The sequence below is a fragment of the Streptomyces sp. NPDC032091 genome (assembly GCF_055580265.1).
Window position 1 is genome coordinate 106,192 of the sequence record NZ_JBVILR010000012.1, and the last position, 22,086, is coordinate 128,277.

The 22,086-nt window shown below is 75.8% G+C and carries 27 protein-coding genes; 14 read left to right on the top strand and 13 right to left on the bottom strand.

Features of this window, described 5'->3' with window-relative positions:
- Positions 1 to 3 precede the first annotated feature (3 nt).
- The 7 genes from ACZ5NJ_RS20605 to ACZ5NJ_RS20635 all read left to right on the top strand — a co-directional run bounded on the left by ACZ5NJ_RS20605 (position 4) and on the right by ACZ5NJ_RS20635 (position 3,480).
- Positions 4 to 720 (top strand): GvpL/GvpF family gas vesicle protein, encoded by a 717-nt coding sequence (locus ACZ5NJ_RS20605; RefSeq protein WP_468766493.1) that lies wholly within the window; start codon positions 4 to 6, stop codon positions 718 to 720.
- A 28-nt stretch (positions 721 to 748) separates the two neighbouring features.
- Positions 749 to 1,000 carry a gas vesicle protein GvpG gene (locus ACZ5NJ_RS20610; RefSeq protein WP_468766494.1) on the top strand — a complete coding sequence of 84 codons (252 nt, stop codon included), beginning with the start codon at positions 749 to 751 and terminating at the stop codon, positions 998 to 1,000.
- A gap of 48 nt (positions 1,001 to 1,048) precedes the next feature.
- The gene (locus ACZ5NJ_RS20615) at positions 1,049 to 1,489 is read left to right on the top strand and encodes a gas vesicle protein (RefSeq protein ID WP_468766495.1); all 441 of its coding nucleotides are present in this window, start codon (positions 1,049 to 1,051) and stop codon (positions 1,487 to 1,489) included.
- Entirely contained in the window at positions 1,486 to 2,334 is an 849-nt protein-coding gene (locus ACZ5NJ_RS20620; protein ID WP_468766496.1) for a GvpL/GvpF family gas vesicle protein, read from the top strand. Before ACZ5NJ_RS20615 ends, ACZ5NJ_RS20620 begins: the two co-directional genes overlap by 4 nt.
- Complete coding sequence (locus ACZ5NJ_RS20625; protein WP_468766497.1) at positions 2,331 to 2,612, top strand: gas vesicle protein; 282 nt, start codon at positions 2,331 to 2,333, stop codon at positions 2,610 to 2,612. The genes ACZ5NJ_RS20620 and ACZ5NJ_RS20625 overlap by 4 nt, the downstream gene beginning before the upstream one ends.
- The gene (locus ACZ5NJ_RS20630; RefSeq protein ID WP_468766498.1) at positions 2,602 to 3,009 is read left to right on the top strand and encodes a gas vesicle protein K; all 408 of its coding nucleotides are present in this window, start codon (positions 2,602 to 2,604) and stop codon (positions 3,007 to 3,009) included. The genes ACZ5NJ_RS20625 and ACZ5NJ_RS20630 overlap by 11 nt, the downstream gene beginning before the upstream one ends.
- Before the next feature lie 66 nt (positions 3,010 to 3,075).
- On the top strand, positions 3,076 to 3,480 hold the full coding sequence (locus ACZ5NJ_RS20635) for a hypothetical protein (protein ID WP_468766499.1): 405 nt from the start codon (positions 3,076 to 3,078) through the stop codon (positions 3,478 to 3,480).
- 42 nt (positions 3,481 to 3,522) lie between these two features.
- Here ACZ5NJ_RS20635 and ACZ5NJ_RS20640 read toward each other — a convergent pair whose 3' ends face one another.
- Positions 3,523 to 3,927, bottom strand: coding sequence for a cupin domain-containing protein (locus ACZ5NJ_RS20640; protein ID WP_468766500.1), 405 nt, complete (start codon positions 3,925 to 3,927; stop codon positions 3,523 to 3,525).
- A gap of 324 nt (positions 3,928 to 4,251) precedes the next feature.
- Here ACZ5NJ_RS20640 and ACZ5NJ_RS20645 point away from each other — a divergent pair, with 324 nt between their 5' ends.
- Positions 4,252 to 4,884 (top strand): hypothetical protein, encoded by a 633-nt coding sequence (locus ACZ5NJ_RS20645; protein ID WP_468766501.1) that lies wholly within the window; start codon positions 4,252 to 4,254, stop codon positions 4,882 to 4,884.
- Between the two features lie 83 nt (positions 4,885 to 4,967).
- Positions 4,968 to 5,657 (top strand): UdgX family uracil-DNA binding protein, encoded by a 690-nt coding sequence (locus ACZ5NJ_RS20650; protein ID WP_468766502.1) that lies wholly within the window; start codon positions 4,968 to 4,970, stop codon positions 5,655 to 5,657.
- A 13-nt stretch (positions 5,658 to 5,670) separates the two neighbouring features.
- Here the strand turns inward: ACZ5NJ_RS20650 and ACZ5NJ_RS20655 are convergent, their stop codons facing one another.
- The 5 genes from ACZ5NJ_RS20655 to ACZ5NJ_RS20675 all read right to left on the bottom strand — a co-directional run bounded on the left by ACZ5NJ_RS20655 (position 5,671) and on the right by ACZ5NJ_RS20675 (position 9,853).
- Complete coding sequence (locus ACZ5NJ_RS20655; protein ID WP_468766503.1) at positions 5,671 to 6,396, bottom strand: GAF and ANTAR domain-containing protein; 726 nt, start codon at positions 6,394 to 6,396, stop codon at positions 5,671 to 5,673.
- A 37-nt stretch (positions 6,397 to 6,433) separates the two neighbouring features.
- Positions 6,434 to 7,189 (bottom strand): ANTAR domain-containing protein, encoded by a 756-nt coding sequence (locus tag ACZ5NJ_RS20660; RefSeq protein ID WP_468766504.1) that lies wholly within the window; start codon positions 7,187 to 7,189, stop codon positions 6,434 to 6,436.
- 203 nt (positions 7,190 to 7,392) lie between these two features.
- On the bottom strand, positions 7,393 to 8,382 hold the full coding sequence (locus ACZ5NJ_RS20665) for a helix-turn-helix transcriptional regulator (RefSeq protein ID WP_468766505.1): 990 nt from the start codon (positions 8,380 to 8,382) through the stop codon (positions 7,393 to 7,395).
- A 155-nt stretch (positions 8,383 to 8,537) separates the two neighbouring features.
- The gene (locus tag ACZ5NJ_RS20670; RefSeq protein WP_468766506.1) at positions 8,538 to 8,813 is read right to left on the bottom strand and encodes an isoamylase early set domain-containing protein; all 276 of its coding nucleotides are present in this window, start codon (positions 8,811 to 8,813) and stop codon (positions 8,538 to 8,540) included.
- Between the two features lie 257 nt (positions 8,814 to 9,070).
- Positions 9,071 to 9,853, bottom strand: a complete 783-nt coding sequence (locus ACZ5NJ_RS20675) for a VOC family protein (RefSeq protein ID WP_468766508.1) — start codon at positions 9,851 to 9,853, stop codon at positions 9,071 to 9,073.
- A gap of 137 nt (positions 9,854 to 9,990) precedes the next feature.
- On the opposite strand from ACZ5NJ_RS20675, the gene ACZ5NJ_RS20680 reads away from it, so the two are divergent.
- Positions 9,991 to 10,251 (top strand): hypothetical protein, encoded by a 261-nt coding sequence (locus ACZ5NJ_RS20680; protein ID WP_468766509.1) that lies wholly within the window; start codon positions 9,991 to 9,993, stop codon positions 10,249 to 10,251.
- A gap of 24 nt (positions 10,252 to 10,275) precedes the next feature.
- Here ACZ5NJ_RS20680 and ACZ5NJ_RS20685 read toward each other — a convergent pair whose 3' ends face one another.
- Complete coding sequence (locus tag ACZ5NJ_RS20685) at positions 10,276 to 10,653, bottom strand: STAS domain-containing protein (RefSeq protein ID WP_468766510.1); 378 nt, start codon at positions 10,651 to 10,653, stop codon at positions 10,276 to 10,278.
- Between the two features lie 276 nt (positions 10,654 to 10,929).
- Between ACZ5NJ_RS20685 and ACZ5NJ_RS20690 the strand changes: the two genes are divergently transcribed.
- Together ACZ5NJ_RS20690 and ACZ5NJ_RS20695 are read left to right on the top strand one after the other, a co-directional pair.
- Positions 10,930 to 11,499, top strand: a complete 570-nt coding sequence (locus ACZ5NJ_RS20690; RefSeq protein ID WP_468766511.1) for a hemerythrin domain-containing protein — start codon at positions 10,930 to 10,932, stop codon at positions 11,497 to 11,499.
- A gap of 3 nt (positions 11,500 to 11,502) precedes the next feature.
- Positions 11,503 to 12,594, top strand: a complete 1,092-nt coding sequence (locus ACZ5NJ_RS20695; RefSeq protein WP_468766512.1) for an NAD-dependent epimerase/dehydratase family protein — start codon at positions 11,503 to 11,505, stop codon at positions 12,592 to 12,594.
- A 78-nt stretch (positions 12,595 to 12,672) separates the two neighbouring features.
- On the opposite strand, the gene ACZ5NJ_RS20700 is transcribed toward ACZ5NJ_RS20695, so the two are convergent.
- The 3 genes from ACZ5NJ_RS20700 to ACZ5NJ_RS20710 are packed head-to-tail and all read right to left on the bottom strand — an operon-like array spanning position 12,673 to position 14,658.
- Positions 12,673 to 13,704, bottom strand: coding sequence for a DNA topoisomerase IB (locus ACZ5NJ_RS20700; RefSeq protein WP_468766513.1), 1,032 nt, complete (start codon positions 13,702 to 13,704; stop codon positions 12,673 to 12,675).
- Positions 13,705 to 13,751: 47 nt separating this feature from the next.
- Positions 13,752 to 13,937 carry a hypothetical protein gene (locus ACZ5NJ_RS20705; protein WP_468766514.1) on the bottom strand — a complete coding sequence of 62 codons (186 nt, stop codon included), beginning with the start codon at positions 13,935 to 13,937 and terminating at the stop codon, positions 13,752 to 13,754.
- A gap of 28 nt (positions 13,938 to 13,965) precedes the next feature.
- Complete coding sequence (locus ACZ5NJ_RS20710; RefSeq protein WP_468766515.1) at positions 13,966 to 14,658, bottom strand: HAD family hydrolase; 693 nt, start codon at positions 14,656 to 14,658, stop codon at positions 13,966 to 13,968.
- Positions 14,659 to 14,887: 229 nt separating this feature from the next.
- Between ACZ5NJ_RS20710 and ACZ5NJ_RS20715 the strand changes: the two genes are divergently transcribed.
- Together ACZ5NJ_RS20715 and ACZ5NJ_RS20720 are read left to right on the top strand one after the other, a co-directional pair.
- Complete coding sequence (locus tag ACZ5NJ_RS20715; protein ID WP_468766516.1) at positions 14,888 to 16,672, top strand: thiamine pyrophosphate-requiring protein; 1,785 nt, start codon at positions 14,888 to 14,890, stop codon at positions 16,670 to 16,672.
- On the top strand, positions 16,672 to 19,731 hold the full coding sequence (locus tag ACZ5NJ_RS20720; protein WP_468766517.1) for an FAD-binding and (Fe-S)-binding domain-containing protein: 3,060 nt from the start codon (positions 16,672 to 16,674) through the stop codon (positions 19,729 to 19,731). The genes ACZ5NJ_RS20715 and ACZ5NJ_RS20720 overlap by 1 nt, the downstream gene beginning before the upstream one ends.
- Positions 19,732 to 19,785: 54 nt before the next feature.
- Here ACZ5NJ_RS20720 and ACZ5NJ_RS20725 read toward each other — a convergent pair whose 3' ends face one another.
- The 3 genes from ACZ5NJ_RS20725 to ACZ5NJ_RS20735 form a co-directional block, all read right to left on the bottom strand.
- On the bottom strand, positions 19,786 to 20,829 hold the full coding sequence (locus ACZ5NJ_RS20725; protein WP_468766518.1) for an SDR family oxidoreductase: 1,044 nt from the start codon (positions 20,827 to 20,829) through the stop codon (positions 19,786 to 19,788).
- 50 nt (positions 20,830 to 20,879) lie between these two features.
- Positions 20,880 to 21,422, bottom strand: coding sequence for a hemerythrin domain-containing protein (locus ACZ5NJ_RS20730; protein ID WP_468766519.1), 543 nt, complete (start codon positions 21,420 to 21,422; stop codon positions 20,880 to 20,882).
- A gap of 119 nt (positions 21,423 to 21,541) precedes the next feature.
- Positions 21,542 to 22,063, bottom strand: a complete 522-nt coding sequence (locus ACZ5NJ_RS20735; RefSeq protein ID WP_468766520.1) for a DUF6328 family protein — start codon at positions 22,061 to 22,063, stop codon at positions 21,542 to 21,544.
- Positions 22,064 to 22,086 lie beyond the last annotated feature (23 nt).

Sequence of the window (22,086 nt, forward strand, 5' to 3'; positions counted from 1 at the left end):
CCCATGGCCGTCTACGTGTACGCGGTGGCCCGGGGCGATCACCCCTGCCGCCTGGACGGGCTCACCGGCATCGGCTCCGGGGCCCCGCCCGTCCGGGTGGTGGAGAGCGGAGGCCTCCGGGCCGTGGTCAGCGACGTGGAGGAGGAAGTGCGGCCGCGGCGGCGGGACATCGCCGCCCATCAGGCGGTTCTCGACCGGCTCCTCGCCGACGGGACCCCGCTGCCGATGCGGTTCGGCTACACCGCGCCCGACGACGACACCGTGCGCCGGGTCCTCGACGAGCGTGCCGCCACCTACCTCGACGCCCTGGCCGGCGTTCAGGGGTGCGCGGAGTACAACCTCAAGGCCGGGCAGGAGGAAGGGCCGCTGCTGCGCAGCATCCTGGACGAGTCACCGCGCGCGAGCGGCCTCAACGAGGAGATCATCGCCGGGGACACGGACCCCCGGCTGCCCCTGGAGCTCGGGCAGCTGGTCGCCGCCGAGGTGGACGCGCGCCGCTCGAACGCCTCCGCGGAGCTGATCCGGGCACTGGCCCCGCTGGCCCGCGCGTACGTCGTCCATCCGCCGACCGGTGAGGACTTCCTCAACCTCTCCCTGCTCATCCCCCGGGGCGGCGAGGACGCCTTCCTCGACGCGCACGCCGGGCTCGCCCGGGACGCCGGCGTCGGGGTCCGCACCCGGGTGGCCGGGCCGCTCCCCCCGTACAGCTTCGTTCCGTAGGGCGACACGACGAGAGGAGCGCCCCGCCATGGGACTGCTCGGCAAGCTGGTCACCGCGCCCCTGCTGCCGGTGCGCGCCGCGCTGTGGGCGGCCGAGCGCGTGGCGCAGGAGGCGGAGGCCCGCTACTACGACCCGGCCCCGGTGTGGGCCGAACTCGCCGGGCTCGAACGCCTCCTGGTCGAGGGGGAGATCGACCAGGAGACGTTCGACCGCGAGGAGGAGGTGCTGCTCGACCGTCTGAGGGAGATCGAGGAGTTCCGCGGCCGCACCGGCCGGTGACGGGACCCGACGCGACGCGGTACGACGAGACCGCCGGAGGTGAGTGCGGTGACCGACCCGATGGTCCGCGGCTTCGGCTCGGGCTCCTCCATGGCCGGATACCCGCCGGGTTCCTCGGCCAGCAGTCTGGCGGACATCCTGGAGCGCGTCCTCGACAAGGGCATCGTGATCGCCGGCGACATCCGCATCAACCTGCTGGACATCGAGCTGCTGACGATCAAGCTGCGCATCCTGATCGCGTCCGTGGACAAGGCCAGGGAAATGGGCATCGACTGGTGGGAGCACGACGCCTCGCTGTCCTCCCGCGGCGAGGACCGCTCGCTGGCCGCCGAGAACGAACGGCTGCGCGCCGAACTGGAGCAGCTGCGACGCACCGCCTCCGCCCTGCCCGGGGCGCAGGAGGAGTCCGCGGAGCCCGGGGCCACCGGCGCTCCCCGGGAGGACGAGTCCCCCGTGCGCGGCCCGGCACGGCGCAGGCCCCGGTCATGAGCGCCCCGCCGGTCCCGTCCGCTCCCCTGCTGACGTACGTGTACGCCGTCACGCCCCCGTCGCCCGCCGTGCGGCGGCTGCTGCCGTCCCTGACCGGTGTGGAGGACCGTCCCGTGACGCTGCTGCACGCCCCCGGCGACGATCCGGGGCCGGTCGCGTTCGTCATCAGCGACGTCCCGCGCCCCGGGTGGGACGAGGACGCGCTCAAGGCCCGTTTCGAGGACCTGCGGTGGCTGGAGGACGCCGCGCGCCACCACCACCGGGTCGTCGAGGCCCTGGCCGCGCACACCACGGTCCTGCCCCTGCGCCTGGCCACGCTCTACGAGGACCACGCCGGCGCGCTGGGCGTCCTACGCACCCGGGGGCAGGCGTTCGCCACCCTGCTGGCGCGTCTCAGCGGCCACACCGAGTACGGGGTCAAGATCTACGTCCGCCCCGCGCCCGCCCCGGACACCGCCGGTCCCCCGGACACCGGTGCGCCGTCCGCCGCCGCGAGCCCCGGCCGGGCCTACCTCCAGGCCCGGCGCAGCCAGCGCGACGCCCACGAGGACCACTACCGCCAGGCCCGCCTGGCCGCCGAACGCCTCGCCGACATCGCCCGGCACCACACCTCCGACCGGGTGAGCCACCCCGCCCAGAGCGGCCCCCTCGCCGCCACGGCTCCGGGGGAGAACGTCCTCAACGACGCCTACCTGGTGCCCGACGCCCATGTGGAGGCCTTCCTGGGGGCCCTGGAGGGCGCGGCCCGCGGGCTCCCGGGGATCCGGCTGGAGGTGACGGGCCCCTGGGCGCCCTACTCCTTCGCCGCCGCCCCGCCCCCGCCCGGGACGCCGTGGACGCCATGACACCCGCCGACCACCGTGAGGCCGCGCTGCCCGGCCGGCAGGTCGCCCTCGTCGACCTCCTCGACCGGCTCCTGGCGGGCGGGGTCGTCATCGCGGGTGACATCGTGCTGTCGATCGCCGACATCGACCTCGTCCGGATCTCCCTGCGTGCCCTCGTCTGCTCCGTCGCCATCGCCGACGCCGCCGCCCCCCACATCACCACAGCCGACATCGCCACCGCAGACGCCGCCACCCCCGACGGCCCCCGACCACCGGACGGTGACCGCGATGGCCGCTGACCGCCCGTCCCCGGACCGCCCCGCCGCCGCGGCCGACCTGCGCGGGGTCGGCGACAAAATGGCCGAGGCGCTGCGCCTGCTGCCAGCCGCCCCCGCCGAGACCGACGGCCGGCACGCGCCCGGCAGACGGGTCCGCACCGGCCCGGACACTGCCGCGGAGGACCTCGTGAAGCTCGTCCTGACCGTGGTGGAGCTGCTGCGCCAGCTCATCGAACGCCAGGCCCTGCGGCGCGTGGAGGCGGGCGGCCTCAGCGAGGCGCAGGAGGAGGAGCTCGGCGCCACGCTGCTGGCCCTCCACGACCGGATGACGGAGCTGTGCGACCAGCACGGCTACCGGCTCGCCGACCTCAACCTCGACCTGGGGCCCCTCGGCCCGCTGCTGCCCCCGTCCGGCTGAGGGCGGGTCGGGGGCAACCGGGCGTTTCCGGCGGCGTGGGGCGCGGCCCGGGGCTAGGCTCCCCGAATGGAGCGCGCAGAGATACTCAAACGGGTGATCGGCATCCTCACGGAGGCCCAGGACGTCCGCCGGGCCGTGGAGAGCGGGCGGGACGCGGACGACCTCCCGGCCGGGGACGACGACCTGGCCGGGGGGACCGGTGCGGTGCAGGGGCCGGGGGTGGCCACGCTGCTGCTGAACGAGATGCTGCCGTCGATCCGGGTCCCGGCGGACGCGACGCCGCAGCAGGTGGCGGCCCTGGTGGCCGAGGCCCTCGGGCCGGCCCTGCACACGATGGTCTCCGGGTTCAGCCTGGCCTTCACCAGCCTGGCGATCGCGCACGACAACGGTCGTACGGACGTCTCCTCGATCGAGGTCCTCCAGGAACTCGCCCTGGAGGTCGAGGCGGGCACCTACGACGAGGGCGCGTAGCGCGCGGGTCCGCCGGGCGGACCGGCCTCAGGGCAGGCCCAGTCACAGCGGCGGGCAGGCCGGGCCGCCCCCGTCGGGCGCGGGCGCGGCGGGCGTGGCGAACACGTGGACGGTGACGGTCGGCCCGGCGTCGCGCGCCGCGTGCATGCGGTGGTAGAAGGTCTCGTCGAAGCAGAACGCGTTGCCCGCGCCGATCTCCGTGGTGTGCGGGGCGCTGCCCAGCCGGGCCCGCTCGTGGGTGAGGGCGCCGCGCGCCACGTACACCGCGCCCCGGACCCGTTCGTGGTCCAGGTAGCAGGTTCCCGGCGGCATGTGGTGCCAGCTGATCGCCCAGACGCCGATCCGGTCGGCGCGGAACAGCTGGGTCCAGCTGCCCTCGCCGTCCGGCTCCGACAGCCGGGAGCGCCAGCGGAGGTAGTCGCGGCCCACCTCGTAGGCGATCTCCATGAGCTCCTCGGGCTCGGGGGCCGGGCCGTCCGGACACCGGACTGTCGATTGCGTCTCCATGCACACCCACCGCCTCACGCACCGCGGTCCGTGGACCGGGCGCACCGCTGCGGCGCCGGGGCGGCGGCCGTGCCGGGCCGGTGCCGTCTTCGCCGGACGCCTGCCCGGCCGCGCGCCCTTCATGCCTCGCCCCCGGACCCCTCCCTCTCGGCCGGTCCGGTGCGGGCTTCGCCGAGCGGACGGTACCGTGCCGGGGCTTCGTTCGGGGGGCAGCGCCACGGGGGCCGACGGGGCCATCATGGGAGGCCGGGAAGGAGTCCCGCCATGGCCGCGTCCGCCGCCCATCGCCGCAGGGCCGGGCAGCCGCCCGCCAACCCTTACCTGGCCACGAGCGTCGACGGCGGAGGTGGCGGCGGAGGGCGGACGGTGGTCTGCGTGGCCGGGGCGATCGACGACGGGGACGTGCCCGACCTGCTGGCGACCTGCGCCGCCGCGCTGACGGCCTCGCCGGGCGGCATCGACCTGGACCTGGCCGGTGTCACCTCCTGCGCCCCCGGCGCCCGCGCGGCCCTGACCGGGTACTGGGAACGGGTCCGTGCGACCGGCCGGGCCGTCCTGGTGACGGCCGCGGGCCCGGCGTTCTCCCCCCTCGTTCCGGCGCCCGCCGGCCCGGCCGGCCGGGCGGTCGGGGTACGGGCCGCGGACGTCAGGGCGGCGCTGGCCTCCTCCGGCTTCCCCCTGAGCAGTACGCCGGCCCAGCCGGGCGTCGACGTGCGGGAGGACGGGCGGGGCGGTGTGGCCGTCTCCTGGAACTCCCATGACGGCGGCCGGCCGGCCCACGCCATCCAGCGCACCGTACGGGCCGCCCTGCGCGCCGCCCTGGACGCGGCGGGGTACGAGACCGTCCCGCACGGGACCGTGCTGGCCGTCACCCGGCGCCGGGACCGCGGCCGGTGACGGGGGTTTGCCCCCGGTGTCCCGGGTGAAGACGCCGGACGGGCCACGGCACCGTGTCCCGGAACGCGTCGGAGGTGAGCGGTATGGCGCGGGGCACGCGGGAGAGGGCCGGCAGCGGGGCGGAGCACGACGCCCGCCCGTACGTGCCGAACAGCGGCGACCTCGATGAGCTGGGCCGGGCCGCGGCCTCCTGCCGGGGCTGCCCGCTGTACTTGCCGGCGACGCAGACGGTGTTCGGTGCGGGGCCGCGGCGGGCCCGGCTGGTCCTGGTGGGCGAACAGCCCGGGGACCGGGAGGACCGGGAGGGGGAGCCGTTCGTGGGGCCCGCCGGCGCGCTGCTGCGCCGGGCCCTGGCCGCGGCCGGGCTCGACGAGTCGTCCGTGTACTTCACCAACGCGGTGAAGCACTTCAAGTTCACCGTGCCGGAGCCGGGCAAGCGGCGGATCCACAAAGCGCCGAGCCTGCGCGAGATGACGGCCTGCCGGCCGTGGCTGGTGGCGGAGCTCGCGGCGGTCCGGCCCCTGCTGGTCGTGGCCCTGGGGGCGACGGCGGGGCGGGCGCTGCTCGGGGGACCGTTCCGGGTCGGTGACCACCGCGGGCTGCTGGAGCCGCTGCCGGCGGACGAGGGGGCGCAGGACGGTCCCGCCCTGCCCGAGGCGCGGGTGCTGGTGACCGTGCACCCGTCGGCGGTGCTGCGCGCGAGGGACCGGGACGGCGCCTACCGGGGGCTGGTGGCCGATCTGCGGGTCGCCGCGCGGGCCCTCGCGGAGTGATCCGGGGCCTTCGTCACGGCCGCCGCACGGCGGTGATCCGGTCGAGACCGAGGACGCCGGCGTGGACGGTGTCCGCGAGCGACACCCCGCGGTCGAGGGCGTAGCCGCGCAGCAGGGCCGAGGCTTCCTCCACGCTCACCCCGGCGTGCTGGGCGATCATGCCCTTGGCGATCTCCAGGGCGTTCTTGTAGGCGATGGCCGCCTGCGTCTTGGTGAGCACCTCGGCACCGGGATCCGGGTCGGCGCTCCAGTGGAGCAGGGACAGGGCCGCGGAGTCGGCGAGGGCCTGGGCGACCTCGGTCTGTTCCGCGGGAAGGCGTCCCGCGGCCCGCCGGAAGAGGGTCAGCGCCCCGATGACCTGCTCGTGCAGGCGCAGGGGGACGGTCTGCGTGGAGCGGTAGCCGACCTCCAGCGCGGCCGTGGCCAGTTCCGGCCAGCGGTGGCGGTCCGCCGCCAGGTCGGGGACGGACAGGGGCCGGCCGCTGTGGTAGCAGTCCACGCAGGGGCCGCTGCCGGTCTGGAGCTGGAGGAGCTCCAGCAGGACCGCGTCCTCTCCGGAGGCGGCCATGATGCGCAGCCCCCCGCGGGCGTCGCCCATCAGCACGCCGCCGGCGTCGGCGTCGAGGAGGCCGACGCAGTGGCGGACCAGGCCGTCGAAGAGGCTCAGGGGGTTGAAGCCGGGTGCGAGGGTGTCCGCAAGGCTGACGAAGGCCCTGGCCAACTGCTGTTCGCGGGTCATCTCGGTCGCCTGCTTCCCGTCCCTGATGGGCTTGGCACTATTCATTCTCGCTGAAATCGATTCTGCGCAGGAGTACGTCCCGGGCGACCTCGGCCGCGGTGCGCCCTTCGCGGAAGGCCCGGGCGCGCAGCAGGAGCAGTGCCTCGTCCGCCCTGGCCCCGAGCTGGGCCATCAGCATGCCGGCCGCCTGGTACACCTCATTGTGGGCCTCGCCGGCACCGTGCAGCCAGGAGGCGACGCCCTCGGCGGACGCCCCGCCGTGGTCGAGGCCCGCGAGGACCGCGGTGGAGGCGTCGGCGGCGAGGACGGCCGACGCCAGGTCGGCGGGTGCCAGCCGGCCGGCCGCGTCGCGGTAGAGGTCGAGCGTCCCGATCACCACGGTCGAGTTGCCGAGCGGGACGGAGTACATGGCCCGGGCCCCGGTCTGGAGGGCCTGCGGTACGAACAGCGGCCAGCGCCTGCCGTCCTGGGACAGGTCCGGGGCGAGGACCGGGGCGAAGACCTCGGCGGCCCGCACTCCCGGGCCCTCCCCGAGCGTGAACTGGATGTCGGCCAGACGGCTCGCCGTGGCGTCGGTGGCGCCGATGGTGGTGTTGTAGATGCCCTCGGCCCTCAGGTTGAGGGCGAGCCCGGTGACGGGCAGCAGGTTCAGGAGGGCCGTGCACAGCCGTCCGGGCACGTCCTCGGCGGGCACCCCCGTCAGGGCGGTCGCGATCTCGCGTACGACCGCGATCCGCAGTGCGCTCAGGGTGCGGCGGCTCTCCCCGCCGTCCTCCCGGGGGTCCTCGGCCATGCGCGCACCTCCCTGCCGTTCTTCTCCTGCGCCCCGGGGTGTCCGCCGGACGTGACGCGGGGTGTACGGACGTATTGTGCCGTGTGTCCGGACCGCCCGGCGGGCGGCGGGTGCGCGGGCGCGCCTCCCGGTTCCGTCCGGTGCCCGGCGGGGTGTCCCGGCGTGCCGCGGGGCCGCGGCCGGCCGGTGCCGGCCGGCCGGGGTCATTCCCTCGCCCTGAAGGTCTGGGACGGGGAGCAGCCGTACGCCTCCCGGTAGGTGGCGGCGAACCGGCCGGCGTGGGCGAAGCCCCAGCGGGCGGCGATGCGCGAGACGCTGAGCCCGTCGTCCGGCGCCGCCGCCCGGAGCTCGTCGTGGACGCGGGCGAGCCGGACCCGGCGCAGGTACCCGAGGGGGGTGGTGTCGGCGTGGCGGGCGAAGGCGTACTGGAGGGCGCGGGCGGTGACGGGTACGGCGGCGGCGATGTCGGCGAGCCCGATGTCCGCGCCGGCGTTGCCCTCGATGAAGGCGACGGCGCGCCGGAGGGTGTCGGAGGCGGTGTCGCGGCAGTCGGCCGGCGGGGGGCCCTGCGGGCGCGCGGCGAGCGCGGTGTTGGGGAACACGGCGAGCGCGGTCGCGGCCAGCAGCCGGGCCGATTCGAGGAGTACCCGGGGGGAGGCCGGCAGGTCCGGTGCCAGCAGGGTCTCGTGCGCGAAGTCCGCGGTCCGCTGCCAGACGGTGGCGTGGGCGGCGTCGCACGGGAGCAGGCCGGTGAAGCGGACCGGCCGGTCGTCCCCCGGGGCCGCGCGGCGGGCCGCCGTACGGACCGCCTCCCAGGGGATGGCCACCGTCCGCAGTTCGAGGTCCTCGGTGCGGGCGGTGAGGGAGCGGCCGAAGCGGCCGTCCAGGAAGGTCTGGCCGGCGGCGAGGGGGTACTCGTCGCGGCCGTCGCGCAGGGTCAGCCGGCCCGCCCGCACCGTGGCGACGACCAGCCGCGCGGGCGGCCCCGAGACGAAGCCGAGCCGGCCCGGGAGCACCAGGTCGCCGCCGGCGAGGTCGCCCGCGTCGGTGTGGGTGACGCGGTACGGCTCCGCGGCCGGGGCGAGGACGGTCAGCGTGAAGCCGGTGCCGTAGGCCTCCTCCAGGAAGGCGCGGACGGCCGCGGCGTCGTGCGACACGCAGGAGCGGCGTCCCGGGGCGGGGACAGCGGGCATCCGGTCTCCCTCCCGCGGGCCGGTCCCCGGCAGGGGCTTGCGGCCCGGCGTGTCGACGGGGTCCACCCCATCAGACCGGGACGCCCGGGTCGTCGACCGACACCCGCCCCCGAGCGGGTGACCGGCCTGCGGCGTCCGGGGCGCGCGACGCCGGGTCAGGTGGTCAGGCGGCTGTTCTCGCCCTCGCGGCCGTCCGCCTCGTCCTCGTTGAACCAGTAGTCCCCGGCCGCGAGGTAGCGGAAGTGGTGCACCCGCCGGGCCTCCAGCTTCACGGTGACGGCGCGCCGGCCGTCGGGGCGGGGCGTCAGGGGGTGGACGCCGGGCGTCCAGTCGTTGAAGTCGCCGACGACGCTGACGTCGCCCGAGGGCTCCCCGGCGGGGAGGACGAAGGTCACCTCGGTGCGGTTCTTGTGAGCGGTGCGTTCCAGCACAAACGTTCCTCCCTGTGAGGGGCGGCCCTACGCGGAGGTCGCGCGGCCGGCGCGGCGGCCTCGGGCCGTGCGGGCTCCCCAGGTCTACCGCGTGGCGGGACGCCGCGGGCGGACCGTGCGGCGCGCCGGGGGCGCCGGGATTTCGCTCAGCGGATGTTCGGCGCCCGCGGCCCCGTCCCGGCCGGGACACGTCCACGGAGCGAAGTCCCTCCCGCGCTCACCCGTATGGCGTGGCGCGCGGGGAGCGCGTCCCGCCTTCAGGGGCGTCCGGCGGCTTCGGTGACGGTGAAGGGGGTACCGGCCCAGTCGCTCAGGGTCACCCGGCGGTCCGTGGGGGTGGTGGTCACGGGGCGCAGGACGCCACCGCCGCCCCGTACGGCCCGGTCGGCGGCCTCGTCGAGGTCGGGGACGGCGAAGTGGACCTCCCAGCGCGCTCGCGCATGGGGGTCGGGGGCGGCTTCCACGGCTCCGGCGTCGATCCGGGCCACGGTGTGGCGGTGGCGCCGCACCACGACGTGGTCCTGTTCGTAGGCGACGTCCAGGGAGCCGGGCAGGTCCGCGGCCCAGTCGAGGACCTCGCCGTAGAAGACGGCCGCGGCGAACGCGTCGCGCGCCTTGAGCTCGACCCATACCGGGCCGTCCCGGTCCGGCCACCGCTCGGGGCCGACCTCGCCCTCCCAGAACCCGAAGACCGCGCCGTCGCGGTCCGCCGCCAGTCCCGCGCGTCCGGTCGCGAAGGCCAGCGGGCCCACGGCCGTCGTCGCGCCCCGCTCGCGGATCCGTGCCGCGGCGACGTCGGCGTCCGCGACGGCGAAGTACGGGGTCCAGGCCATGGGTACGCCCAGCCGGGGGACGACGGCGGCGATGCCGGCCACGGGGACGTCATCGGCGCACGCCACCCGGAACTCCTCCCCGAGCCGGCTGCGGCGGAACCGCCATCCCAGTACGTCCCCGTAGAACCCCTCGGCCGCCGCGAGGTCGTGCGTGGCCAGGCTCACGCATACCGGCGCCCCGAACACCTCACCACTGGACCTGGACATCGCACGCCTCCGTTTCCTCCGGCCGTCGTCTACCCCGGACCTCCACGGTCCACCGCCGGCGGGGCGGCCGCCCGTTTCCGTCCGGCGGATCCGGGCAGCCGCCCCGGAGGTACGCCCGGTACGGAAGGAGCAACCCGATGACGCGAGAGAACGGCACAGGGAAGGGAACGGGGGACGGAGCGGGCGCAGCAGGCCGGCCCGGTCCCGACCAGGGGCGGCCGACCCCGCCGTCGCGGGCCCCCGGCGAGGCGGGCGACCGCGAGGAGCGCCGCCGGGCCGAGGAGGCCGTGGAGGGCGAGGCCGGAAGCGGGGAGTCCGGAAGCGGGGAGTCCGGGAGCGGGGACGGGCCCGGGACCGCCGTTCCGGCCACTCCCCCGCCCGCGGAGCCCCCGGACTGACGGCTGCCGGCCGGCGGCCGCCCGTCACGGCGTCCGCCCGGCCCTCACCGCGTCCAGGGCACGCCCGAGCGTGGGGTGGGCGGGGAGCAGCCCCGCGGCGCCGGTCAGCTCCAGGAGCCGCAGCAGTTGCGGGGTGGGGCCGGCCAAGACCATGCGCAGGCCGGCCGCGGCGGCTTCCCTGCGGAGCCCGATCAGGGCGTTGAGCAGGGTGGAGTCACAGAAGGCGAGGCGTCGGCAGTCGACGACGACGGCCCTGGTGGCCACGGCGGTGGCCCGGCTGAAGACCTCCGCCACCGCCGGCCGGTCGTCGATGTCGATCTCGCCGGCCAGCCGGCACACCACCACCCCGCCGGACCGGGCCGGGTGGTCGAGCGTGACGGGCGTCGGAGCCGGGTCGAGCATACGGGGCCTTCCGTGAAGCGGTCCGGCGCCGTCGTCCGGAGGCGGGCGCGGGGCTCGGGCCGGGCGGGCGGACGGATTTCCGCTGGTGCCAGGGTCCGGCACGCGACCGCCGTGCCGCTGCTCCGTGGACGAAGTCCCCGGTCCACGAAACGAAGCGGCCGGGACGCGGGCGCGACCGCCGGGCGGCCGCCGTAGGGACAGGCATGGACGGGCCGGCCAGGGGCAGGCGCGCAGGGACCCGAACGCGGGGATCCACGAACGGAAGGACGCGAGACCATGGGACACGGCGGCGACGTGGTGGCGGAACTGACCGCGGACCACGACGAGGTCAAGGACTACTTCCAGCGGCTGAACCGGACCACCTCGGCGGAGGAACGGCGCAAGCTCGCCGACCTCCTCACGATCGAACTGGTCCGCCACTCGGTCGCCGAGGAGCAGTACCTCTACCCGGCGGTGCGCGAACACCTCCAGGACGGTGACGTCATCGCCGACAAGGAGATCGCCGACCACGAACGGTCGGAACGCCTGATGAAGCAGCTCCAGGAGGAGGACACGACCGGTACCCGGTTCGCCTCGGTGTTGCGCGAGCTGGAGACGGACGTCCTGGCCCACATCCACGACGAGGAGCAGAACCTGTTCCCGGCGCTGCGCCACGCCTGCACGCAGGACGTGCTCGACGACCTGGGCGACAAGACCCGCCGGGCCAAGAAGACGGCACCGACGCGCCCGCACCCCGGCTCGCCCTCCACTCCGCCGGCGAACAAGCTGCTGGCCCCGGGGATGGGGCTGGTCGACCGGGTCCGTGACCTGCTCACGGGGCGCGGCAAGGACAACAGGGCAGCCTGAGCCATGAAGGTCGTTGTCACCGGGGCCACCGGCAACGCCGGCACCAGTGTGGTGTGCCGCCTGGCCGCCGAACCGCACGTGACGGAGGTCCTGGGGCTGGCCCGGCGGGTGCCCCGGTGGCGGCAGCCGGGGGTCCGGTGGGCCGCGGCCGACGTCGACCCGGGCGGGACGCCCCTGGGCCCGCTGTTCGCGGGCGCGGGGGCCGTCGTCCACCTGGCGTGGAAGTTCCAGCCGACGCACGATCCGCTGGAGACCTGGCGGACCAACGTGCTCGGTTCGCTGCGGGTGTTCGAGGAGGCGGCGGCGGCCGGGGTGCCGGCGCTGGTGTACGCCTCGTCGGTCGGCGCCTACGCGCCGGGGCCGCCGTACGACCGGAGGGTGGACGAGACCTGGCCGACCCACGGCTGGCCGGGGGCCGCGTACACGCGGGAGAAGGCGTACCTGGAGCGGTGCCTGGACGGGTTCGAGGCCCGGCATCCGGAGGTGCGGGTGGTGCGGATGCGCCCGGCGTTCCTGTTCAAGGAGGTCTCGGCGTCCGAGCAGCGCCGGATCTTCGCCGGTCCGCTGCTTCCGGGCCGGCTGGTGCGGCCCGGTCTGCTGCCCGCCCTGCCCGATCTGCCGGGGCTGCGCTTCCAGGCGCTGCACACCGACGACGCTGCGGCCGCCTATGCCGCCGCCGTACGGCTGCCGGTGTACGGGGCGTTCAACCTGGCGGCGGACCCGGTGCTGGACGTGGCCGCGCTGGCCCGGCTACTGGAGGCCCGGGTGGTGCGGCTGCCGCTGCGGCCGGCCCGGGCGGCGCTGGCCGCGGCCTGGCGGATGCACCTGGTACCGGCTCCGCCCGGCCTGCTCGACGCCCTGCTGCGGCTCCCGCTGCTGAGCGCGGCCCGGGCCCGGCGGGAACTGGGCTGGGAGCCGCGCCACTCGTCGGGGGAGGCCATGGCGGCCTTCCTGCGGGGGCTGCGCGCGGGGGCCGGGCTGCCTACTCCCCCGCTGGCCGGGGACCGCGCCCCGCGTGCGGCCGACGTGGCCGACGCGGCGGAGGCCGAGGCGGTGGCCGAGCCCGTCACCGGGCACCTGCGCCGGGCCGGCTGATCCGCCCCCGGCGCACCCGCGGGCTGAGGCGCGCCCGGGCCATCGGTCCGGGCGCGCCTCAGCCCGCGGGGTCCTGCGTCAGCCCGCGGGGTCCTGGCCCGTCAGGAGGCGCAGTACTGCGGCCTCCACCGCGCCGTGGGTGGCCGGGTGGCCGAACGTGACGTCCTTGCCGAGCCGGCCGAGGGCCGGGGCGACCGTGACCCCCTCCTCGTAGAGTTCGAAGAGGCGGGGGTTGATGTACGAGGCCCGGCAGACGGCGGGGGTGTTGCCCAGGTAGGCGCTGACCTCGCGCACCGCCCGGCTGATCGCCTTGGCGCGCCGGGCCCTGGAGTCGCCGGCGGCCTCGACGGAGACCGCGAGGGCGACGGCGGCGAGGACGGTGGCGTGCCAGGTGCGGAAGTCCTTGGCGGTGACGGCGGTTCCGGAGCGGCCGCGGAGGTAGTCGTTGACGTCGCCGGCGTGGACGTCGTGCCAGCGCCCGCCCTCCCAGTAGACGAACAGCTGCTGTTCGCCGCCGCGGCGGCGCAGGAGCGCGCGGACCACCTCGTAGGCGGCCGGGTCGACCAGGGCGCGCGTCTGGTCCTGTCCGGACTTGCCCGGGTAGCTGAAGCAGACCTCGCCGCGGCGGCACCGGGCGTGTTCGGGCAGCAGCGTGGTCAGTCCGTACGCGCCGTGGTCCCTGCGGTAGCCCGCCCCGCCGACGCGGAAGAAGCCCAGGTCGAGGAGGCGGGCGGTACAGGCCAGGACCCGGTCGCGGGCGAGTCCGCGGGCGCCGAGGTCCCGGGCGACGGCCTCGCGCAGCCCGGGCAGCCGGGTCGCGACGTCGAGGACGTGCGCGTGCTTGGCGGCTTCCTGGCGTTCGCGGAACCGCTCGTGGTAGAGGTACTGCCGGCGGCCCGCCTCGTCCGTGCCCATGGCCTGGATGTGGCCGCCGGGCCAGGGGCAGATCCAGACGTCGCGCCAGGCGGGCGGGATCACGAGCGCGCGGATCCGGGCGCGCTCCGCCGCGTCGGTGAGGGGCCGGCCCGTCGCGTCGAGGTAGCGGAATCCCCGGCCGTGCCGGACCCGGGTGTAGCCGGGGCGGTCGGGCCGGCTGGTGCGCAGCCGCATGGCCCTCCTCGGTCCTCGGGGGCGCGAGGGTTCGGTGGTCGTGGGGTTCAGTCGCCGGGGTGGGCGTCGGTGTCGAGGGTCCAGGCGGTGCCGGGGCATCCGGCCGGCAGCGGCGGGAAACGGTGCCCCTTGACGTCGGTGCTCCAGTGGTGGCCGCCGCCGCAGTCGCAGGTGTAGATCCCGCTGGCCGGCACGACCCGGCCCGGGTGGAACCATTCCTTGGTCTCGGTCATGCGCTGCGCCTACCCGGGTGGGTCCGGCTCACCCCCGGGGCCGCGGGGCCAGGGGGCTGGAGTCGAGGGAGCGCAGCAGCTCCGGCGGCCCGGGGTAGACGGTCACCGGTCCCGCCGCCGTGAGTTCGGCCTCGGAGATGCCGCCGGTGAGGAGGCCGATGCAGGGGACGCCGGCGCGGGCGGCCGCCTCGACGTCCCAGACGGTGTCGCCGACGAAGACGGCTTCCTCCGGTGCGGCGTCGGTGAGGGCGAGCGCCCGGTGGACCAGGTCGGGGGCGGGTTTGGAGCGGTCGACGTCGTCCGCGGAGGTGGCTCCGTGGATGACCTCGTCCACGTCGAGCGCCGCGCGGATCGCCTTGACTTCGTCGGCGGAGGCCGAGCTCGCCAGGACGATGCGCAGCCCCCGCGCGGCGATCGCCCGCAGCAGGTCGGCGGCCCGGTCCAGGACGGGCAGGGAGTCGAACCAGGCGGCGTAGAGGGCGTGGTGCGCGTCGCGCAGCGCCTGGTCCTGGCGGTGGTCGTGCTCGGCGCCCAGCAGGTGTTCGAGGATCCGGTCGCCGCCCATGCCGATGGCGCGGTGGATGCGGGCCATCGGAACGTCGTGGCCGTGCTGGTGCAGGGCCTGCCACCACGTCAGGGCGTGCAGGTAGTTGGTGTCGACCAGGGTGCCGTCCAGGTCGAAGAGGGCGGCCCGGGGCCGGTGGTCGGTGGGGGTGGTCATGGTGGGGAGCCGGTCCTTCCGGTCGGGCCTGCGCATCTTCCCGCCGCCCCGCCGGCCAAACGGCGCGGCCCCCGGCCTGCGGACGGCGGCGTTTCGGGTATACCGGCCCGGGCAGGCGCAGCCAGGGGCCGGCGGGCGGTCGCCTCCCCGGCGCCCCCGAGGGGCCGGCGCGCGGGCCGTCGTCCGCCGGGGCCCACCGCAACGGCAGCGAGCAGGAGGGACCAGGACGATGAAGGTAGCCGACTACGTGTTGCAGCGCCTGCGGGAGTGGGACGTCGAGCACGTCTTCGCCTATCCCGGTGACGGGATCAACGGGCTCCTCGCCGCCTGGGGGCGGGCGAAGGAAGCACCCCGGTTCATCCAGGCCCGGCACGAGGAGATGGCCGCCTTCGAGGCCGTCGGCTACGCGAAGTTCTCCGGCCGGACCGGAGTCTGCGCGGCGACGTCCGGGCCCGGGGCGATCCACCTGCTCAACGGTCTGTACGACGCCAAGCTCGACCACGTCCCCGTGGTGGCGATCGTCGGGCAGACCGACCGCAGCGCGATGGGCGGCTCGTACCAGCAGGAGGTGGACCTGCTGTCCCTCTACAAGGACGTGGCGTCCGAGTTCTGCCAGATGGTCACCGTCCCCGAGCAGCTGCCCAATGTCCTGGACCGGGCCCTGCGCATCGCCGCGACCCGCCGCACCGTGACCGCGGTGATCCTTCCCGCGGACGTGCAGGAGCTGGACTACGAGGCGCCCGCCCACGTGTTCAAGCAGGTGCCCTCCAGCCTGGGCGTGGGGCACTACGCCCCCGTCCCCGCCGACGAGGAGCTGCACCGGGCGGCGCGGATCCTCAACGCCGGCGAGCGGCCCGCGATCCTCGTCGGGCAGGGCGCCCGGCAGGCCCGTGCGGAGGTCCAGCAGGTCGCCGAACTCCTCGGCGCGGGCGTCGCGAAGGCCCTCCTCGGCAAGGACGCGCTGCCCGACACCCTGCCGTACGTCACCGGGTCGATCGGTCTGCTGGGGACGCGGCCCTCGTACGAGATGATGCGCGACTGCGACACCCTGCTCGTCGTCGGCTCCAGCTTCCCCTATACGCAGTTCCTGCCGGAGTTCGGGCAGGCCCGCGCGGTGCAGATCGACATCGAGCCGACGATGGTCGGGCTGCGCTACCCGTTCGAGCTCAACCTGGTCGGTGACGCCGCCGAGACGCTGCGCCGGCTGCTTCCGCTGCTGGAACCGCGGCGGGACGGGTCCTGGCGCGACGGCATCGAGGCCGGGACCGAGCGCTGGTGGGAGGTCATGGAACGGCGGGCCGGCGTGTCCGCCGACCCGATCAACCCGGAGTACGTGGTCCACGAGCTGGACGGGCTCCTGCCGGAGAACGCGATCGTGACGGCGGACTCCGGTTCGGCGGCCAACTGGTACGCCCGGCACCTGCGGATGCGCGACGGCATGCGCGGTTCGCTCTCCGGCACGCTCGCCACGATGGGCCCGGGGGTCCCGTACCTGATCGGCGCCAAGTTCGCCCACCCCGACCGTCCCGGCATCGCGGTCGTCGGGGACGGGGCCATGCAGATGAACGGCATGGCGGAGCTCATCACGGCCGCGAAGTACTACCCGGAGTGGTCGGACCCGCGGCTGGTGGTCGCGGTGCTGAACAACCAGGACCTCAACCAGGTCACCTGGGAGATGCGGGCCATGCAGGGCGCCCCGCAGTTCGAGGCCTCGCAGTCCATCCCGGACGTGCGCTACGCCGATGTGGCCGCGCTGTTCGGCCTGGGCGGGGTGCGGGTGGAGCGGCCGGAGGACGTGGGCGCGGCCTGGCGGCAGGCGCTGGCGGCGGACCGTCCGTTCGTCATCGACTTCCGCACGGACCCGGCGGTGCCGCCGATCCCGCCGCACGCCACCTGGGAGCAGATCAAGGACTCCGCCTCGGCGGTGCTGCACGGGGACAGCGACCGCGCGTCCGTCGTGCGCCAGGGCCTGAAGGCGAAGATCCAGGACTTCCTGCCGGGAGGGGCCGGCTGATGCCGGCGGGGCGCGCGCCGGGGGAACCCGCCCCGGTGGACCTGGCGGGGCTGGAACGCGCGCTGCGCGCCGAGGTGGACGGGGAGGTCCGCTTCGACGCCGGCAGCCGCGGCACGTACGCCACCGACGCCTCGAACTACCGCCAGGTCCCGCTCGGGGTGGTCGTGCCCCGGTCGGTGGAGGCCGGCGCGCGGGCGGTGGCCGTCTGCGCCCGCTACTCGGCGCCGGTCCTGTCGCGGGGCGGCGGCACCAGCCTGGGCGGGCAGTGCACCAACGCGGCCGTGGTCGTCGACTGGACCAAGTACTGCAACCGCCTCGTGTCGGTGGATCCGGCGGCGCGCGGCTGCGTCGTCGAGCCGGGGATCGCCCTCGACGAGCTCAACCGGCAGCTGGAGCCGTACGGGCTGAAGTTCGGCCCCAAACCGGCCACGCACAGCCACTGCACGCTGGGCGGGATGATCGGCAACAACAGCTGCGGGGCGTCGGCCCAGGCGTACGGCAAGACGGTCGACAACGTCCGCCGCCTGGAGGTCCTCACGTACGCCGGGGACCGCTTCTGGGCGGGTCCCACGGATGCGGAGGAGTACGAGCGGATCGTCGCCGGGGGCGGGGCCCGCGCGCGGCTGCACCGGGGGCTCAAGGACATCGCCACCCGCCACCTCGCCGAGATCCGCCGCGGCTATCCGAAGATCCCCCGGCGGGTGTCGGGGTACAACCTGGACTCGCTGCTGCCGGAGAACGGCTTCGACGTGGCCCGGGCCCTGGTGGGCAGCGAGGGCACGCTGGTGACGGTGCTGCGGGCGGAGCTCGCGCTGGTGGAGGTCCCGGCGGCGGAGGCCCTGCTGGTGCTGGGCTACGAGGACGTGTACACCGCCGCGGACGCCGTGCCGGCCCTGCTGGAGCACGCCCGGCCCGCCCAGCTCGAAGCCGTCGACGGCCGGATGGCGCAGCTGATGCGCGAGGAGGGGGTCCACCTGCACTCGCTGGACCTGCTGCCCGAGGGCGACGCCTGGCTCCTCGTCCAGTTCACCGCCGCGAGCAAGGAGGAGGCGGACGGGCAGGCCCACGCGCTGCTGCGCGCCATCGGCCGCGACGAGGACGACGCCTCGGTGGCGTTCTCCGACGACCCGCCCCGGGAGCAGGAGTTCCTCAAGGCCCGGGAGGCGGGGCTCGGCGTGACGGCCCGGCCGCCCGACGGCTCGGAGACCTGGGAGGGCTGGGAGGACTCGGCCGTGGCCCCGGAGCGGCTGGGCGGCTACCTGCGCGACCTGGAGCGGCTGTACCGGCGGTACGGCTACCAGCAGGCCTCCCTGTACGGGCACTTCGGCCAGGGCTGTGTGCACACCCGGATCCCCTTCGGGCTGCGCGACGCCCAGGGCGTCAAGGCGTTCCGGTCGTTCCTGCAGGACGCGGCCGACCTGGTGTCCTCGTACGGCGGATCGCTGTCGGGCGAGCACGGCGACGGACAGGCCCGCGGCGAGCTGCTGCCCCGGATGTTCGGCGCGGAGCTGGTGGAGGCGATGGGCGAGGTCAAGGCGCTCTTCGACCCGGGGAACCGGATGAACCCCGGCAAGGTGGTCGACCCCCATCCGCTGGACTCGGACCTGCGCCTGGGGCCGGGCTGGCGGCCGCGGCCGCAGCGCCGGACGTACTTCGCGTACTCCGAGGACGGGCACGACTTCAACAAGGCCGCGCAGCGGTGCGTGGGCATCGGCAACTGCCGGACCCACGAGGGCGGTGTGATGTGCCCCTCGTACCGGGCCACCCTGGAGGAGGAGCACTCCACGCGGGGCCGGGCGCGGCTGCTGTTCGAGATGCTGGAGGGGCACGGGGACTCCCCCGTCACCGACGGCTGGCGCTCCACGGAGGTGCGCGACGCGCTCGACCTGTGCCTGTCCTGCAAGGGCTGCAAGTCCGACTGTCCCGTCGGGGTGGACATGGCGACGTACAAGGCCGAGTTCCTCGCCCAGCACTACCGCCGGCGGCCGCGGCCGCCCGCGCACTACTCCCTGGGCTGGCTGCCGCTGTGGGCGCGGCTGGCGCGCACGAGCCCGGCCCTGGCCAACGCCGCCCTGCGGGCGCCGGTAGTGGGCCGGCTGGGGAAGCTCGCGGCGGGCGTGGATCCGCGGCGGGCCGCTCCGCCGTTCGCGGCGGTGACCTTCCAGGAGGCCTGGCGGCGCTCGCGCCGTCCCGAGCCCCGGCCGGACGACCCGCGCACGGTGCTGCTGTGGCCGGACACGTTCACCAACCACTTCCATCCGCACATCGCCGGCGCCGCCGTCCGCGTCCTGGAGGATGCCGGTTTCCGTGTGACGGTGCCGTCGGCTCCGGTGTGCTGCGGGCTGACCTGGATCTCCACCGGGCAGCTGGGCATCGCCAGGCGGGTGCTGGAGCGGACGACGCGGACGCTGCGCCCGTGGCTGGAGGCGGGGACGCCGATCGTGGCGCTGGAGCCCTCCTGTGGGGCCGCGCTGCGGTCCGACGCGACCGAGCTGCTGGCGGGGGACGAGGAGGCCCGGCGGCTGGCCGCGCAGACGCGCACGTTCGCCGAGCAGCTCGTCCACCACGCCCCCGAGGCGTGGCGGGCCCCGCCGGCCGGGCGGGCGGCGACCGTGCAGACCCACTGCCACCAGTACGCCGAGCTGGGCACCGGGCCGGACCGCGAGCTGATGCGCCGGGCGGGGATCGACGCCGACGTGCTGGACGCGGGCTGCTGTGGTCTGGCCGGCAACTTCGGTTTCGAGCGGGGGCATTACGACCTGTCGATGACCGTCGCCGAACAGGGCGTGCTGCCGGCCGTGCGCGCCACCGCCGCCGACGCCTTCGTGCTGGCGGACGGCTTCAGCTGCCGGACGCAGATCGAGCAGGCCGGCACCGGCCGCCGGGCCCTGCACCTGGCCGAGGCCCTCGCCCTCGCCCTGGACGGGCCGCCGCCCGAGGGCCAGCCGGAGCGGGCCGCGCCGGACGCCCGGCGCGGGGGCGGGCGGGGGCAGCGGACGGCGGGCGCCGGGCGGGCACGTCGGCGGACGCCCCGCCCCACCCCGCGCACCTCGTCGTGATCCCGCCGCGGCCGTCGTGACGGCCGCGGCGGGATTGCGGGATTCGGGGCCCTCTCAGCGGGGTCCGGTCCCCCGGTGGCGCAGGGCCACCAGCGCGAGGCCCGCCGCCGTCGCCGCGCCGGTCCACAGCAGGCGCGGGCGGCGGGCCGCCCAGGCCTCGGGGGAACGCGCGTGGGCGCGGTCGTCGAAGCTGCCGTGCACTCCGAAGTCCCGGCCGTCGTCGCCGTCGAGGGGGCGCCACAGGTTGTGCGGGCGTTCCCCGCGGTCCGGTTCAGAGGTCTGCTGGGAGGAGAACCCGGTGCGGGCGAGGTAGCGGTCCAGCAGGCCCGGTACGAGCCGGTTGGCGATGATGGTGGCCAGGGCCCGGCCGCCGACGCAGTAGACGCGCCGCCCCGGGTGGTCGGCCGCGTGGACGACGGCCCGGGCGGCCACCTCCGGCTGGTAGATCGGCGGTACGGGCTGCGGGCGGCGCGGCAGCCGGGAGAGGCCCCAGGCGAACTGCGGGGTGTTGACGGCGGGCAGCTGGACCACCGTGACCCGCACCCGGCTGCCCTGGTGCATCAGCTCGGTGCGGACGGCGGAGGTGAAGCCGCGGACGGCGTGCTTGGCGCCGCAGTACGCCGACTGGAGCGGGATGGCGCGTTCGGCGAGGACGGATCCCACCTGGACGATCGTTCCCGAGTTCCGGGGCAGCATCCGGTCCAGCGCGGCCCGCGTGCCGTGGACGTAGCCGAGGTAGGTGACTTCGGTGACCCGCCGGAACTCCTCGGGGCGGATCTCCACGAAGGGCGCGAAGACGGTGGTGAAGGCCACGTTGACCCAGACGTCGACGGGCCCGAAGACCGCCTCGACCCGGTCGGCCGCCGCCGCGACCTGCACGGGGTCGGAGACGTCGGCGGGCAGTACGAGCGGGGTGCCGCCCGCCTCCGCCACCTCGTTCGCCGCGGCTTCCAGCCCGGCGCGGCCGCGGGCGATCAGCGCCACCCGGGCGCCGCGCGCGGCGAACGCGAGGGCGGTGGCGCGGCCGACGCCGGCGCTGGCTCCCGTGACGACGACGGTCTGGCGGGGGCGGCGGGGGTGCTCCCTGCGGATGTCCATGCTCTCGGGCTCCCGGTTCCTTGAGGTGCTGTGGGGCCTGGGCGGTGTGTCTAGCGCGCCGAGGTCACGGCGTCGGCGAGCTTGCGCAGCAGCGGCCGGTGCGGGCCTTCCGGCGCGCGCTCGCGGGCCTCCGCCATGCGCACGCCGATGCCCTGGAGCTCCTTGCGGCCGACGGCCCCGCGGACCTGGGGGAACCAGGTGCCCTCCTCGGCGGCCATGTGCCGTTCGACGGCGTCCATCAGGACCCTGGCCTTGGCGTCGTACGCCTCGTCACCGGGGTCCATGCCCGCCAGTTCGCGGGCGAGGACGTCGGCGACGTGGTGTTCCTCGTGGAAGGTGAGGACCTCGTCCCCGGTTTCCGGCAGCAGTCTGCGGACGCGCGGGTACATGACCTCGTCCTCGATGTAGGTGTGGACGCTCAGCAGGCGCAGCAGTTCGCCGACCGTTTCCGCCTTGGCGGCGGGGTCGGCGGCCGTGTGGCGGGTCCCGGCCGGGGACGCCGGGCCGGCGTCGCCCGCGGCGCGGTAGGCGCGGATGAGCTTCCTGATCTGCCGGTGGTCGTCCCTGAGCATCACGATGGCGTCGGTCGACATGGCTGGCTCCTGCCCTCGTCGTCCCTGTGGTGGTGGCCCCGCCGGACCGGGCGGCCCGGCGGGCCCGACGTCGTGCGCCTGCCCGCCACGGCGGGGGCCATGCCCCGGCCGCGGCGCCCTCACCGCTCGTCGGTGTGCCGGTCCCGGGCCCACAGGGGCAGCGCGAACCAGCAGAGCAGGTACCAGGCGGCCACGGCGCTGACCAGGCAGGGGACGAGCACCCCGTGGACGGCCACCCGCAGGACCAGCAGGAGCGCGGAGGTGAAGGTGGCGAGGAGCAGCACGATGCCCGTGAAGGTCAGGCGCGAGGCCCAGATCACGGCTTCCGGTTTGATGCGGCGTCCGGAGACGATGCGGTGGAAGGAGACCGGTCCGATGAGCGCGCCCGCGGCGAGGGAGCCGACCACCACCGTGGCGACGTAGATGCCCCGGTCGATGCCGGAGAGCGTCTGGAAGCGCGGGGTGAAGGCGACCGTCAGCAGGAAGCCGAAGAGGATCTGCACGCCCGTCTGGGCGACGCGGATCTCCTGCATCAGCTCCTGCCACTGCCGGTCGGCCCGCTCCTCGGCGCTCTCGTCCCGGCCCGGATCGGGCCTTCTCCCACCGCGTTCCGCCCGCGCGGCAGCGTGCCCCTCGTCCATTCCTGCCGGTCCTCCCGTACGGC